16 protein-coding genes are annotated in these 13,318 nt (G+C 59.2%); 7 read left to right on the top strand and 9 right to left on the bottom strand.

The features are described 5' to 3' along the window. Positions 1–48 precede the first annotated feature (48 nt). From rpe to WC529_03405, 3 genes are read right to left on the bottom strand one after another with little or no spacing between them, the layout of a single operon-like run. Positions 49–699: a ribulose-phosphate 3-epimerase gene (rpe, locus tag WC529_03415; protein MFA5113329.1), complete on the bottom strand. Its 651-nt coding sequence runs from the start codon at positions 697–699 to the stop codon at positions 49–51. After that, entirely contained in the window at positions 696–1,325 is a 630-nt protein-coding gene (locus WC529_03410; GenBank protein MFA5113328.1) for a PASTA domain-containing protein, read from the bottom strand. The genes rpe and WC529_03410 overlap by 4 nt, the downstream gene beginning before the upstream one ends. Beyond that, positions 1,326–2,351, bottom strand: coding sequence for a serine/threonine-protein kinase (locus tag WC529_03405; protein MFA5113327.1), 1,026 nt, complete (start codon positions 2,349–2,351; stop codon positions 1,326–1,328). Positions 2,352–2,440: 89 nt separating this feature from the next. Between WC529_03405 and WC529_03400 the strand changes: the two genes are divergently transcribed. From WC529_03400 to WC529_03390, 3 genes are read left to right on the top strand one after another with little or no spacing between them, the layout of a single operon-like run. Continuing rightward, complete coding sequence (locus WC529_03400) at positions 2,441–3,274, top strand: histidine phosphatase family protein (protein MFA5113326.1); 834 nt, start codon at positions 2,441–2,443, stop codon at positions 3,272–3,274. 45 nt (positions 3,275–3,319) lie between these two features. Then, on the top strand, positions 3,320–3,508 hold the full coding sequence (locus tag WC529_03395; GenBank protein ID MFA5113325.1) for a hypothetical protein: 189 nt from the start codon (positions 3,320–3,322) through the stop codon (positions 3,506–3,508). Further along, on the top strand, positions 3,505–3,723 hold the full coding sequence (locus tag WC529_03390) for a hypothetical protein (protein MFA5113324.1): 219 nt from the start codon (positions 3,505–3,507) through the stop codon (positions 3,721–3,723). Before WC529_03395 ends, WC529_03390 begins: the two co-directional genes overlap by 4 nt. Here the strand turns inward: WC529_03390 and WC529_03385 are convergent. Genes WC529_03385 through galT form a run of 4 tightly spaced genes read right to left on the bottom strand, consistent with a single transcriptional unit; the run spans position 3,720 to position 6,656 of the window. Continuing rightward, positions 3,720–4,481, bottom strand: a complete 762-nt coding sequence (locus WC529_03385; protein MFA5113323.1) for an NAD(+)/NADH kinase — start codon at positions 4,479–4,481, stop codon at positions 3,720–3,722. The genes WC529_03390 and WC529_03385 overlap by 4 nt on opposite strands. A gap of 31 nt (positions 4,482–4,512) precedes the next feature. Then, entirely contained in the window at positions 4,513–4,902 is a 390-nt protein-coding gene (locus tag WC529_03380) for a hypothetical protein (GenBank protein ID MFA5113322.1), read from the bottom strand. Positions 4,903–4,915: 13 nt separating this feature from the next. After that, the gene (locus tag WC529_03375) at positions 4,916–5,662 is read right to left on the bottom strand and encodes a TlyA family RNA methyltransferase (protein MFA5113321.1); all 747 of its coding nucleotides are present in this window, start codon (positions 5,660–5,662) and stop codon (positions 4,916–4,918) included. Further along, positions 5,646–6,656, bottom strand: coding sequence for a galactose-1-phosphate uridylyltransferase (galT, locus tag WC529_03370; protein ID MFA5113320.1), 1,011 nt, complete (start codon positions 6,654–6,656; stop codon positions 5,646–5,648). Before galT ends, WC529_03375 begins: the two co-directional genes overlap by 17 nt. Positions 6,657–6,702: 46 nt before the next feature. Between galT and WC529_03365 the strand changes: the two genes are divergently transcribed. The 3 genes from WC529_03365 to hisB are packed head-to-tail and all read left to right on the top strand — an operon-like array spanning position 6,703 to position 10,497. Then, positions 6,703–8,877, top strand: a complete 2,175-nt coding sequence (locus tag WC529_03365) for a transglycosylase SLT domain-containing protein (protein ID MFA5113319.1) — start codon at positions 6,703–6,705, stop codon at positions 8,875–8,877. Further along, complete coding sequence (ruvB, locus tag WC529_03360; GenBank protein MFA5113318.1) at positions 8,861–9,871, top strand: Holliday junction branch migration DNA helicase RuvB; 1,011 nt, start codon at positions 8,861–8,863, stop codon at positions 9,869–9,871. The genes WC529_03365 and ruvB overlap by 17 nt, the downstream gene beginning before the upstream one ends. After that, positions 9,871–10,497, top strand: a complete 627-nt coding sequence (gene hisB, locus WC529_03355) for an imidazoleglycerol-phosphate dehydratase HisB (GenBank protein ID MFA5113317.1) — start codon at positions 9,871–9,873, stop codon at positions 10,495–10,497. Before ruvB ends, hisB begins: the two co-directional genes overlap by 1 nt. On the opposite strand, the gene WC529_03350 is transcribed toward hisB, so the two are convergent. Beyond that, on the bottom strand, positions 10,477–11,379 hold the full coding sequence (locus WC529_03350; GenBank protein ID MFA5113316.1) for a hypothetical protein: 903 nt from the start codon (positions 11,377–11,379) through the stop codon (positions 10,477–10,479). The genes hisB and WC529_03350 overlap by 21 nt on opposite strands. A 58-nt stretch (positions 11,380–11,437) precedes the next feature. Between WC529_03350 and WC529_03345 the strand changes: the two genes are divergently transcribed. Continuing rightward, on the top strand, positions 11,438–12,163 hold the full coding sequence (locus WC529_03345) for a UPF0280 family protein (protein ID MFA5113315.1): 726 nt from the start codon (positions 11,438–11,440) through the stop codon (positions 12,161–12,163). Here the strand turns inward: WC529_03345 and WC529_03340 are convergent. Then, entirely contained in the window at positions 12,160–13,317 is a 1,158-nt protein-coding gene (locus WC529_03340; GenBank protein ID MFA5113314.1) for a secretin and TonB N-terminal domain-containing protein, read from the bottom strand. The genes WC529_03345 and WC529_03340 overlap by 4 nt on opposite strands. Between the last annotated feature and the right edge of the window lies 1 nt (position 13,318).

The following is a 13,318-nucleotide window of genomic DNA, read 5'->3' as shown; positions in this document are numbered from 1 at the left end:
ACCAGATGCTTTTCGCCCGTAAATCGGGGAAATTTCAGTTAAGCGCGGTTAAATTGCTTTTAACTTGCCGATGATTTCGCGGTAATCCTTGGCGTAAAAGATCGCCGAGCCGGCGACCAGCACGTTCGCCCCCGCTTTGACGACCTCTTTGGCGGTCTCCAGATTGATCCCGCCGTCTACCTCGATATCAACTGACAACTTACGACTAACGACTAACGACCGAAGGACTTTTATTTTATCTAAAACCACCGGCATAAATTTCTGTCCCTCGAAGCCCGGATTGACCGACATTAATAAAACCATGTCGACTTTGTCCAGAACGTGAAAGACCGAATCGGCCGGCGTTCCCGGATTTACGACAACACCTGGCTTAACGTTGTGTTGCCTGATCAGCTCAATGTCGGCGTCGAGGTTCTTGACCGTTTCGACGTGGATCGTAATGATGTCCGCCCCGGCCCGGGCAAAATACGGGATGTAGCGGTCCGGGTTCTCGATCATCAGGTGAACGTCGAGCGGCAGCTTGGTCGCCTGGCGGCAGGCTTTAACGACCAGCGGCCCGATCGTGATGTTCGGGACAAAATGGCCGTCCATCACGTCGATGTGGATCAGGTCGGCGCCGGCGGCCTCGACCTTCCTGATCTCGTTCGCCAGCTGGCCGAAATCCGCCGACAGGATCGAGGGGGCGATCTTGATGTTCATTGTTCGGTCTCCTCCGTTGTTTCTTCGGTGATCACTTCGCCGCTGGTGGCGACCAGCAGGTCGACGCTGCCGCCGGCCCCGGTCTCTTCCCCCGCCATCGGCTCCTGGGCCAGGATCGTCCCCTCCGCCACCCCGTCCATCCGCTCAAAACGGATATCCCCCAGCTGCAGTTCGGCCGCCAGCAGGAGCTCGTCGGACTGGGCCAGCGGCCGGCCGATCAGGTTGGGGACCGGGACCTTGCGCTTGCCGCCGCTGATCATTAAATTGACGACCCGGCCGACTTTCACGTGGCGCCCGGGCTCCGGCCGCTGAGAAACGACCGTCCCCTCCGGCTGTTTTGATTCGTAAACCTGACCGGCATCCCGCGCTTTAAGGCCGATCTCCTCCAGCCGGGCTTGCGCCGCGACCAGCGGCAGGCCGGTCACGTCCGGGGTGACCGTTTCCGGCAGCGAATTAAAATACATCAGGTAAAAGTAGCCGATGACCAGGGGAGAAACGATGAACAGGGTCAGCAGGCCGATGACCAGCCGGGGCGACGGGAGCTTAAGCCGCAGCACGATCAGGCTGACGGCCAGGCTGGCCGCGATCACGAACAGCAGATAAAGGACCAGGTATGTCGTTAGCATTTATAATCCCAGGAGAAAAGCATAGATTATGCCGAGCGCCACGGCCAAGACCGCGACGACCGCCAGGATCCAGTTCCGGTGCTTTTCCCTTCCCCAGCGGAGCCGGATCCGGCCGACGTCCTGGAGCACTTCGCTCTCCTGGTCGACGACCTCCCCGCCGTACTGGGTCACGACGCTTTCGTAGATCCGGATCAGCTCTTCGTCGGCCGGGGCTTGTCTGATCAAGGCCTTTTTCTCCAGGCTTTCCCTCATTTCTTCGGCCGACGCGAACCGCCGCAGCGGCTCCCTTGCGGTCGCGCAGAGGATAATGTCTTTCAGGTAAGGGGGCAAGGCGGCCAGCTCTTCTTTCGGCAACAGCTGTTTGGCCCGGAGCTTTTGCAAGCTGCCGGACAAACCCTCCGCCTGCGGCAGCGGTTTTCCCGTCGCCATTTCGTATAAAACCAGGCCGAGCGAATAAATATCGGAGGCCGGCGTGACCGGTTCCCCCTGCAGTTCCTCGGGCGAAGCGTACCGGGCGCCGCTCATCAGCTCTTCCACCTTTTGCGGCAGCGCCGACTTGATCTCCCCCTCGATCACGAAATCGGCCAGCTTGACCAGCCCCTGGCTGTCGACGAAGATATTGCCCGGCTTGATCCCGGCGTGGACGATCCCGCGCTCGTGGGCGGCCTGCAGGGCGGCCGCCGCTTGCTCCGTCGCCGCGCACGCCTTGTCGATCCCGGCTTTCTCGCGCCGGTCGAGCAGGTCCTTAAGGCTGAAGCCGTCCACGTATTCCCGGACGTAGTAGAAGCCCTGCCAGCCGTAATCGCCGTCGAGCAGCTTGGCCACTCCGTGGTGGTTGAGCAGCGACAGGGCCAGGACCTTTTGCTTCATGTTCTTGATCAGGGAAGAATTGAGGGTCCCGCGCTTGTAGATCTTGACGATCACCGGCTTTTCCGTGCCGATAAAGAAGCCCTGATAAGTGACGCTAAAGGGGTTTTCCGCCAGCTTATTGCCGATGCGGTACTTGCTTTTGAGGAGCTGCTCCATGCCGGTCGTTATTATAACACGGGGAAGATGATCCCTAAAGCAATGAAATCAACGGCCGCAGGGGCCGATATTCCTGCGGGCTGGATAATATGATAATTACCAATCGGATTAAAATCGTAAACGGCCGGCTAACGAGCAAACTGGCAAACCCGCTGTCCTATGACTTGGCCGCCAGGGCCGACTTGGTTCATACAGCCGAGAAGCTGATCGCCGGGGGTCGGTTCTCTCGGATCGCGGAGGTCCGGGAACACCTGGACAGGAACGAGATCGGGCCTGACCGAGCGATAGCTGTCTTTGTCAGGCATCCCTCAACGGTCTACTCCGAAATCAGGAAGCTGGCCGGCTCGGAAGATATTCCTCTCAGCGAGACGGGCCGAACCGAAGCCCTCAAGCTGAAAACGGCGCTGCGCGGCCTCGCTTTCAGCTTCGTTTTCTCCAGTCACTTATCCCGGGCGCGATTGCTCGCCGCCGAGATCGCGGCCGATCTCGGGTTACCGCACCGGACGGAACCCGCTCTGGGTGAAATAAATTGCGGCACCTGGCATCATTGCTTTTTCGACCGCAGCGCGGGCGGGAGCGGGTCGATCGAGGCCCGGCTGCCGACGAGTTTTAGGCTCCTCCGGGACCGACCGCATCGCTGGAAAGCCCCCGGCGGCGAATCTTTTTCCGACGTCGCCGACCGGACCGGCCCTGTCGTCGGCCGGGCGGTCCGCAGTAATCTGGGAAGAGCCTTTTTGATGGTCGGCCACGCCTGGGCGAACGGCGTCATCGCCGCCCGGGCTTTCGGCGTCCATCTGGCGCATCTTCATCCGTTGATCGACAACATTGCCCCGACGGCGATAACCGTGATCGAATTCTCGTCCGATCTGAGCGATAACCATTTGTGGCTGTGGGCCGATGCGGGGCATCTGGAAACAAAGTGAAATTTCCGCCCAAAACGGACGATATATACTTGAGAGGAAAAGACCATGGCACAAGATTACTTAAAAGATCAATACGATGTCGCTTCCATCACCCGCAAGGGCCAGGAAAAACGGGCCAATTACGTCCAGGACGCCATGTCCCTGGAAAAACAGTCCAAGACCACCGGCAATTTCGTTAAGGTCATGGCCGATATTTTTCTGAAGCTCGAGGCTAGTGAGGGGAGCTACCGATGAACACCATGGACAACGCCAAGGTCATCGAAACGCTGGAAAAAACGGCGGCTTTCACCTATTTTACCAAACTGATCGAGACCGACATGCAGCGGCTGGTCCTCTTCTCCGTCTTCCCGTACACGGCCGCGGCTAACCTCTCCGATCCGCACCCGATCATGCTCCTGAGCGACCTGGGCGGCCTGACCGAGCTGAACAGCGGCAGCGTCCTGAACTAATTCCTCTGCCCGAAACCGAACGTTTGTTTTACCCTTAAGAAGAACGGGTATTCCTTTAAGCGGATGAAGCGGGCCTTGAGCCGCGATCTTTGCACCACGATCTTCTGGCCTTCCTGCAGCGCGAGCACCTGCTGGCCGTCCGCGGTCAGGTTCACGTCCCCGCCCCGCGTCAGGATAACGCTTATCGGCTTATCGATCACGATCGGCCGGGTATTGATCGTGTGCGGGCAGATCGCGCAGATCACCAGGCTTTGCGCGTCCGGCGTCAGGAGCGGCCCGCCGGCCGACAGGTTGTAAGCGGTCGAGCCGGACGCGGTGGAAAAGATCAGGCCGTCGGCCACGTATTCCGCGATGCCGGCGATCTCCAGCCTGATCACCCGGGCGATCCCGCTCTTGCTGATCACCAGGTCGTTCAGGGCGATCAAGGTTTTTCCGCCGGTGTGCGCTTCGATCATCGTCCGCTCGTCGATCTGGTATTTTCCCCGCCTGATCTGCGCCAGCGCCTCGCTCAGCTGCCGCAGTTCGATCTCCGTCAGGAAGCCGACGCCCCCCATGTGGACGCTCAGGATCGGCGTGCCGCTTTTCGCCAACTGCCTGGCCGCCCGGAGCGTCGTCCCGTCGCCGCCGAGCGTAATGACAAACTTGGCGTTCCGCTCGCCGACCTTATACCCTTTGGCCTTCAGGTCTTTAACGACCTGCGCCGCCGTCCCGGCGATCAGCTTGTCTTCTTTTTTAAAAATTACGTTGACCGTTGTCATTTTTGTTCTCCTTTTCCTTAGTCCCCGGTCCCTAGAAGAGTTTAACGGCGACCATCAGCCAGATTATACCAATAACGAACGCCAGGACAAACAGCGCCGCCAGGAACTGGAAATAAAACTCGAGCCCCCGCTCCCGGGGGTAGCGGAGCGCGATCGTTTGCAGCCGCTCGTTTTGCCAGTCGGCCAGGATTACGCCGTTCAAACCGAAGGCCCGGTCAAAAGCGATCAACCTGTCGCGCAGCGCCGGCAGCGTCGGATCGCTTTCCCCCTCGCTCCTCACCCCGCAGACCGCATACCGCTTGCCCTTTTTCGCGACGGTAAAATCCGCGACCAGCTCGCCGAGCTGCGCCCGCCCCTCAATTGTCATCTCCACCAGCTCGCGCTGGTTTTTCCCGAGTATCTGGTACCCGTGCCGCTTCAACAGCTTTGCCGGGTCATCCTTTGCCGAGCCAAATAAGGTATTCAATGTTCCCGTCCGCTCCTTCGATCGGCGACTGGACCAAGCCCTTGGTCTTCAGGCCTAAGCCTTCCGCCCCTGTTTGCACTTTCGCGATAACCTCTTGCCTGACCGCCTCGTCCCTGACGACCCCGCCCCGCCCCACTTTCCCCTTGCCCGCTTCGAACTGCGGCTTGATCAGGGCGACGATCTCCGCCTTGTCCGCCAATAAATTATAGACCGCCGGCAGGATCTTCGAAAGGGAAATAAAGGAGACGTCGATCACCGCCAGCGTGGGGGGAGCCGCCTGGGGGACCAGGTCGCCGGGCGTCAGGTTGCGGGCGTTGGTCCTCTCAATAACCGCAACGCGCGGATCGTTGCGCAATTTCCAGTCGAGTTGGCCGTAACCGACGTCAACCGCGTAAACTTTGGCGGCACCGCGCTGCAGCAGGCAATCGGTAAAGCCGCCGGTCGAAGCGCCGACGTCGAGCGCCGTTCGCCCGGCGACGTCGATGGGAAATTCATTCAAGGCTTTTTCCAGTTTGACCCCGCCGCGGCTCACAAAAGGATGCGGTTTGCCCCGCACCTCGACGCTGGCCCCTTCCACCACGTTCATCCCCGGCTTTTCCGCTTTCTGGCCGGCGACATAGACCAGCCCGGCCATGATCGCCGCCTGCGCCTTGCTGCGGGAAGCGCAAAGACCCTGGTCGGCAAGATACTGGTCGAGCCTAACTCGCTGTTTCACGGAGGAATTTGGCCGCTTCTTCGGGGATAACGGTATTAATGTAGATCCCGGAGCCAAGCTCAAAACCGGCCACCGCGCTGACCCGGGGCAGGATCATGATGTGCCAGTGGTAGTATTCGACGTTCTTCTCGTGGACCGGGGCGGAGCGAAAAACAAAGTTATAGTCGGGGTTGCTCAGCGAGCGGTAGATCTTGCCCAGCGTTGAACGCATGACAAAGGCCAGCTCCTTGGCGCTCTCCGCCGAGATCGACTCAAAAGAGGAGCAGTGTTTTTTCGGCAGCACCCAGGTCTCGAACGGAGCGCGGGCGGCGAACGGCTCGAACACGATGTAGTTATCGGTCTCGCTGACCACCCGCTCCTTGATCTTTTTCTCTTTGGCGATCATGTCGCAATAAACGCAGGTGCCGTTGTCGTCGAAATAATGCATGGCCGATTCGATCCGGTTCCGGATATTGAGCGGCGTGATCGGCGTGGCGATGATCTGGGAGTGCGGGTGGCGGAGCGAGGTCCCCGCCGACGCGCCGTAGTTCTTGAACAAAATGACCATTTCAAAGCGCGGGTCCTTGGCCAGGGTCATGTAACGCTCCCGGTAGGCCAGGAAAAGCTCTTCCACCTGCTTCTCTTCCATCAACGCGATCGTCATCTGGTGATCGGGCGACTCGATGATCACTTCGTGGTCGCCCAGCCCTTCCATGTAAGTGAAAAAATCCTCGACCTTGAACCGCTCGGGGACCCCCTGGGGGATCAGGGCGGGAAACGCGTTGGGGATGATCCGGATCCACCAGCCGGGGGAATTCGCCTGCGTCCCATAGGCGCGGTAGGCGAGGAGCTCTTTCGGCGTTAAAGTCTCTTTGCCGGGGCAGAAGGGACATTTATCATGTTCGTTGGGGGTAAACTGGGCCGGTCCGGTCCCCAGCTCTTCCGGGCGGCGGGCGCGCTCGGTGGCGATAATGACCCACTCTTTGGTCGCCGGATTCTGGCGCAGCTCTGGCATGGTGGTTTGTATTATAACACGAAAAATGTTATAATTAATCTCTCAAATGCGCAGCGCTATCGTCGCAATTCTGCTTGTTGTTTTAACGATCCCTCTCAATGCCCAGTCCGATGAAAGCGGCCGGCTTGAGGCGAGCGCCCCGTTGATCAAGGCCTATCTGGCCCGGCAGGAAGGGCGTTTCGCCGAGTCGCTCCCGCTTTTCCGCCAGGCCGCCGGCGATAAGCGCTATCCGCTGGCCGATTACGCCCAGTTCGAGCTGGCCGAGACCCTGTACGCCAGCGGGGAATACGGCGCCGCCGTCCCGGAGTACTATAAAGTCGTTACCGATCACCGCGAAAGCCTGCTGCTCTCCCGGTCGTATCTGCAGATGGGCAAGAGCTACTTCAACCTGAAAAAATACGATCGGGCGGTCAAGACCTTTGCCGGCCTGGTCGATAAATATCCCGAAGCGGCCGAAGCGGCGGAAGCCCGTTACCTGATCGCCCGCGCGCGCGAAGCCCAAAAGGACTGGAAAGCCGCGTACCTGGCGTACGAAGAGGTCGACCTGTTCCACCCCTTAAGCTATTTCGGCAAGCGGTCCCGCCAGGCGATCGCCGCGCTGAAGCGGGCGCATAAAAAGAAGCTCCCCAAATTCACCGCCACCGCCCCGGTGCTTTACAAGAAAGGGATGGCCTATTTCGAACAGGACGATTACGAAATGGCCGCGAACATCTTTAATCGTCTGGCCCGGGAATACCCGCACAGCAAGTACGCCTACGAAGCGCTGCTCATGCTCGGCCGGGCGGAAGACCAGGCCAACAAGCCGGCGGCGATCTCGGACCTGGAAAAAGCGACGCGCGGCCCTGCCAATACGGCCGGCCGGGCACACTATTACCTCGGCTTGGCGCGCGGCCGCCGCGGCGATTACGACAACGCCATTTATTCGCTGATGAAGGTCACGGGAAATTATCCCGATTCCGGGCTGGCCGACGACGCCGCCTACTGGATCGGTTATTACTACGAACAGAAAGACAACACCCAGCGGGCGCTCGACGCCTATTACGCGATGATCACCAAATACCCGTACAGCAAAGCCGTGCCGGCGGCGATCTGGCGGATCGGCCGGCTCTACTATTGGAACAGCGACTTCCAGAACGCCGCCACTTACCTGCACATGGCCCAGATCTATCCGGCCGGCGAGGACAGCGCGCGCTGCTATTTCTTCGAGGCCAAAGCGCTGGAACGACTCGGCAACCGCGGCGCCGCCGTTGAGGTCTACAAAAAACTGCTTGGCCGCTTTGACCACACTTATTACGCCTACCGGGCGCAGGCCCGGCTCAACGCCGGTGGTATTTCCTATTCACTAGGCACTTCGTTCAACGGCGAAGATTATTCCGCCGTGCTCAGCAACGTCGACGGCGAAAAGACCGCGGAACTGGCCGCCATCATGGAGATCTGGGAACAGACCAAGATCGGCGACGTTGACCCGGGCAGCACCCGGGAGGCGCGCGCCCACCTGGCCAAATATAAGGAGCTAATGGGGGTCGGCTTGCCGCAGTACGCCGCGGAAGAAGCCCGCTACCTGGTCGATATCACTTCGGAGATCGAGAAAGATTCCGCCCAGATCAAGCTGGGCGAGATGTTGGTCCGCTCGGGCGAATTCCGCCAGCCGATCCGTTTTGCCGACCGGAAGATCAAAGAAGCGGTGATCAGCGGCAAACCGGAGGTCCTGCCCAAGAAGATCTGGGAGCTCGGTTACCCGCGCGGCTACTGGTCGCACGTCGCCCGCGAAGCCAATAAGTTCGATATCGATCCCTACCTGGTCCTGGCGGTGATCCGGGAAGAGAGCCGGTTCAATGCTAAGGCGGTCTCCCGCTCCAAAGCCCGGGGGCTGATGCAGATCATGGCGCGGACCGGCACCGGGATCGCTAAAAAGCTGGAGCTGAACGGCTACCGCACCGCCAAGCTCTACGAGCCGTCCACCAACATCAAGATGGGGACCTTTTACCTGTCCGACCTGATCAAGCGCTTCCAGGACAACGCTTACCTGGCCCTGGCCGGCTACAACGGCGGCCCCAACCGGATATCGAGATACGTGAAAAGCTGGTATAATGGCGACCTGAGCTCGGTCGATATTGACGAGTTCATCGAAAGCATCCCGGTCCGGGAAACCCGTCTCTACGTGCAAAAGGTGATGGGCAGCTATTTTGAGTACAAGAGATTGTATGAACGAAAATCATGACGACGAACGCGCCTTTGACGGCCTAAGGCCCCGCAAGTTCGACAACTTTATCGGCCAGGGGCCGATCCTGAACAACCTGCACATCCACATGGAGGCCGCCCGTTCCCGCGGCGAAGCGCTGGAACACCTCCTCTTTTACGGCCCGCCCGGCCTGGGCAAAACCACGCTGGCCAACATCATCGCCAACGAAATGGGGGTCAGCATCAAGGTCACTTCCGGGCCGGCGATCGAGCGTCCCGGCGACCTGGCCGCGATCCTGACCAACCTCAAGCAGCACGACATCCTTTTTATCGACGAGATCCACCGGCTCAACAAGGTGGTCGAAGAGGTCCTCTACCCCGCCATGGAAGACTTCGGGCTCGACATCATCATCGGCAAGGGGCCGAGCGCCCGTTCGATCCGGCTCGACCTCCCCCGCTTCACCCTGATCGGGGCGACGACCCGCATCGGCCTGCTTTCCGCGCCGCTGCGCGACCGCTTCGGCATCGTCAACCGGCTGGAATATTACAACCACGACGAACTGAAGCAGATCGTCATGCGCGCCGCCCAGTCGCTGGAGATCAAGATCGAAGGCCCGGGGGCGCTGGAGATCGCCAAACGCTCCCGCGGCACGCCGCGCATCGCTATCCGCTTCCTGCGCCGGGTCCGCGACTACGCCCAGGTCAAAGGTTCGGGGGAGATCTCCTTTGCCATTGCCAAGGAATGCCTTGATTCCCTGGGGGTTGACGAGTTCGGGCTCGACAAGATCGACCGCAAGTACCTGATCACCATCATCGACAAGTTCGGCGGCGGCCCGGTCGGCGTCGAGACGCTCGCGGCCGGGATCTCCGAAGAAGTGGAAACGATCGAGGACGTTTACGAGCCGTTCCTGATGCAGCTCGGCTTCCTGGAGCGGACGTCGCGCGGCCGGCTGGTCACCCCTTCCGCCGCCACGCACGTCGGCCGCAAATTGAAAACGGGCAAAGAGAGCTCGCCACAGGAGAAATTATTCTAATGAAAAAAAGAACGGCTAAACTGCTCCGAAAGACCAGGGAGACCGCGCTTAAGATCGAATTGAACGTCGACGGTTCGGGGAAAAGCCGGATCAAGTATCCGATCCCGTTCATCGGCCACATGCTGACGCTGTTCGCCAAGCACGGCCTGTTCGACCTGAAGCTGGCGGCTAAAGGCGATCTGGAGGTCGACCTCCATCATCTGATCGAGGATACCGGGCTTTCTTTGGGTGAAGTCTTCGCCAAGGCGCTGGGAAAGAAATTAAAGATCGAACGCTACGGGCACGCCATCGTCCCGATGGACGAATCGCTGGCCGAGGTCAAAGCGGCGATCGACATCTCCGGCCGGCCGCATTTTACCTTCAAGGCGAAATTCCCCAGGGAGCTTATTTACGCGGAGATCGGCAAGACGCGCGTGAAACTTTACCTGGACGACGAGATGCTCCGGGAATTCTTTGAGGCGTTCGTTTATAAGGCGGGCGTTTCACTGCACATCGACCTGGTCCGGGGGAAGAACACGCACCATAAGATCGAAGCGATCTTCAAAGCCTTCGGCGTGGCGCTGATGCGCGCCTGCGCCGTCAATCCGCGGAAAAAGGGCGTTCCTTCAACTAAAGGACGGCTCTAAAGCCTGCCGGACCAGATCGGCCGCTGGCGAGTCGGCCCCCAGGGCGACAATAATGAACTCCCCTAACTTCTCTTGCGTTAACCATCCGCGCCCGATCGCTTTCCGGCCGAAATTAGTGATCATCTCGGCCTTCTTTTTGTCGGTATATTGCCCGATCGGGTGCAGCCTCTCCAGGTCAAGAAAACGGAATATCCGGTTGGCCGCGTTTTTTTCAATGAAATAATTGTTCAGGCGGTCAGCGTCTTCAAGGTACAACTTGGCATTGATCAAGCGGCTGAAAAATTTACCTGATTCCCAAAGCGCCCAATTCATAGCCCCCTCGTCTTCCGCGTCGATCGCTTTATCCAGATCAAGCCCGTTGAGGTGCTTATAGAACATTAAACCGGGCTGCCGTTCGCCGTAAATATCATTCTGCCAGAAGATAAATCCAAGCGGCGATTTTGCCTCAACGATGCCGGCACAACGGGCCAATAATGCCCGGTGGAACTCTTCGAACGCGTTGTTGCGGAAGGGGTTCCCCGTCTTGATCGTTAATCCCTCAAGGGAAAAAACATCATGCATGGTTACCGGCGGCCGCTCTGGCTCAATTCCGTGATATTTGGAGAAGACCTCCCATTCGCTAACGCTTAAGCGTTGTCCGTCTTCCGGCTGATGCTCGGCGACCACTTCGGCAAGCTGGCTATAATAATCTTCACGAAAAACCGTGGTTCTGTCGCCTTTTTTCTCGATCACGAATTGCGGCTTTCCGACAAAACAGCCGCTCATGCGGGATATATCCTTAAGCATTTTCGGCATGGCCCGGACTTTCGCCAGAGCAACCCGATGTTGTTGCGCCGAAAGGATATAATGAAAAAGCCCCCTGGTCACGGCGACATTACTCATTTGCTTTTATATCGCCTTCTATTTCGCATTATTTCAGATCTTTGCTATAATCCGGGGCATGGTCTATGAAGAGCGAACTTACCGCAATTACGTCAAAGCCGATAACCTGATCAAATTCGAGATCATCGAAAAGGAGACCGATCTCCTGATCCTGGCCGACACGAACCTCTATGACAAGGCGTTCGCCTTTACGCTGAAGTACCGGACGGAACTGGAAAAGTACATCGAAAGCGACCCGACCTTTTTCAAGACCTACTCCTCCCACCGGGTCCGCTACGACGCCCCGCCGATCGCCCGGGCAATGGCCGACGCGGCCCGCCGGGTCAAGGTCGGCCCGATGGCGGCGGTCGCCGGCGCAATAGCCGAATTCGTCGGCAAAGAGCTGCTGGCGTTCACCCAGGAGCTGATCGTGGAGAACGGCGGCGATATTTTCCTGAAGATCAGCCAGCCGCGCAAGGTCGGCGTCTACGCCGGCGCCTCCCCTTTTTCCGAGAAGATCGCCCTTGAGCTCGAACCCCGGCCCGAGCCGTTCTCGGTCTGCACCTCGTCCGGGACGGTCGGCCACTCCTTCAGCTTCGGCAAGGCGGACGCCGTCGTGGTGATCGCGAAAAGCGCTCTGCTGGCCGACGCCGCCGCCACCGCCATCGGCAATGTCGTCAAGGATGTCGGCGATATCGAGGCGGGCCTCAAGCAAGCCAAAAAGATCCGGGGGCTGGACGGGGTTTTGATAATCAAGGACGATCAATTAGGCGCCTTAGGCAAACTCAAGATCGTTCCGCTTTAGATAATATGCGGGGTTATCAAGAAGACTATTTCTGTTTTCTCTTTTTCCTGGCTCTTGTTTTGAAATAAATAGCCGAGCAGCGGCAAATAACCTAAGACCGGGACCCGGCTGACGTTTTCCCGCACCGTTTCCGACAATAGCCCGCCGATCACGATCGTCTCTCCGTCTTTCACCCTAACGGTGGCCGCCGCGTTGCGCGTCGAAATGACCGGGAAATCGCCGGCGGCGGTCGTGCGCCATTCGGAGACCGTGGAGACTTCCGGCTGGATCAGCGTAGTGATCTCCCCCGCCTCCCCCAGCTGCGGCGTGATCCTCAGCTTGACCCCGGCATCGATGTAATCGACCGTCCACTGCGTGGTCGCCCCGCCGCTGGTGACCGGCACGGCATAGGGGATCCGGTTGCCGATGTTGATCAATGCTTCTTGGTTGTCCAGCGTGGCAATGCGGGGATTGGCAACGACGTTCGCCCGGCCGTTGGCGGCCAGCGCGTTCAGCGTCGTGACCAGGTCGTCGGCCGGCCGGGTCATCTTCGTCTCCTTATTGGTGACGAACTTATACGCCCCGTTGCCGAACGAGAGCCCGAGCCTTAAGGAATCGCTTTGCGACAGTTCCATGACCTTGCTTTCGATCAGGATCTGCGGCGCTCTTTTATCGATCTCGGCCAGGAGCCGCCGGGCTTCGCCGATCTCCGCCTCCCTCCCCCTGATGACCAGGGCGCTGGCTCTCCCGCCAACTTGGAAAGCGGCGGCCGGCAGCAATTTTGCCAGCAGTTCAACGGCCCTGGCGGCCCCCAGATATTTAAGGTTAATGACCGCGATCGCCGGCTGGTAAGCGGTCGGCGCCAGGTCTTGCGGCAAAGAGGAAACCAGTAAAACCGTTCCCTTCTTCTCGTAATTGAAACCGTTGGTCCGCAGGATGTATTCGAGCGCCTCTTCCGCCTCAACTTCCTTTAGGTGAACGGTCGCTTTTTTCGCCTGGGCGGCCGCCTGGTCCCCCGCGATCACCAAGTCGAAGCCGGCGCTTTTCGCCAGCGCCTGCGCGATGCCGACCACCGGCGCGTCCTCGAAATCTATCCGTTCGAGCGGCACCGCCCAAATGGCGGACGGCGTTAAAAACATCATCAAGGCCCAGCAGAAAAAGAGCGCCCTTTTCACT

This window comes from Candidatus Margulisiibacteriota bacterium (assembly GCA_041650855.1).
Classification (GTDB): Bacteria; Margulisbacteria; WOR-1; order O2-12-FULL-45-9; family XYB2-FULL-48-7; genus JALOPZ01.
The sequence above is the reverse complement of the archived record's forward strand: the minus strand, read 5'-3'. Positions and strand labels throughout refer to the sequence as shown.

Excerpts from the sequence above, each read along its gene's own strand:
- WC529_03385 (MFA5113323.1), bottom strand. The coding sequence starts at position 4,481 with ATGACAACGGTCAACGTAATTTTTAAAAAAGAAGACAAGCTGATCGCC.
- ruvB (MFA5113318.1), top strand. The coding sequence starts at position 8,861 with ATGAACGAAAATCATGACGACGAACGCGCCTTTGACGGCCTAAGGCCC.
- WC529_03345 (MFA5113315.1), top strand. The coding sequence starts at position 11,438 with ATGGTCTATGAAGAGCGAACTTACCGCAATTACGTCAAAGCCGATAAC.
- WC529_03365 (MFA5113319.1), top strand. The coding sequence starts at position 6,703 with ATGCGCAGCGCTATCGTCGCAATTCTGCTTGTTGTTTTAACGATCCCT.
- WC529_03410 (MFA5113328.1), bottom strand. The coding sequence starts at position 1,325 with ATGCTAACGACATACCTGGTCCTTTATCTGCTGTTCGTGATCGCGGCC.
- rpe (MFA5113329.1), bottom strand. The coding sequence starts at position 699 with ATGAACATCAAGATCGCCCCCTCGATCCTGTCGGCGGATTTCGGCCAG.
- WC529_03395 (MFA5113325.1), top strand. The coding sequence starts at position 3,320 with ATGGCACAAGATTACTTAAAAGATCAATACGATGTCGCTTCCATCACC.
- WC529_03405 (MFA5113327.1), bottom strand. The coding sequence starts at position 2,351 with ATGGAGCAGCTCCTCAAAAGCAAGTACCGCATCGGCAATAAGCTGGCG.
- WC529_03390 (MFA5113324.1), top strand. The coding sequence starts at position 3,505 with ATGAACACCATGGACAACGCCAAGGTCATCGAAACGCTGGAAAAAACG.
- galT (MFA5113320.1), bottom strand. The coding sequence starts at position 6,656 with ATGCCAGAGCTGCGCCAGAATCCGGCGACCAAAGAGTGGGTCATTATC.
- hisB (MFA5113317.1), top strand. The coding sequence starts at position 9,871 with ATGAAAAAAAGAACGGCTAAACTGCTCCGAAAGACCAGGGAGACCGCG.
- WC529_03350 (MFA5113316.1), bottom strand. The coding sequence starts at position 11,379 with ATGAGTAATGTCGCCGTGACCAGGGGGCTTTTTCATTATATCCTTTCG.
- WC529_03400 (MFA5113326.1), top strand. The coding sequence starts at position 2,441 with ATGATAATTACCAATCGGATTAAAATCGTAAACGGCCGGCTAACGAGC.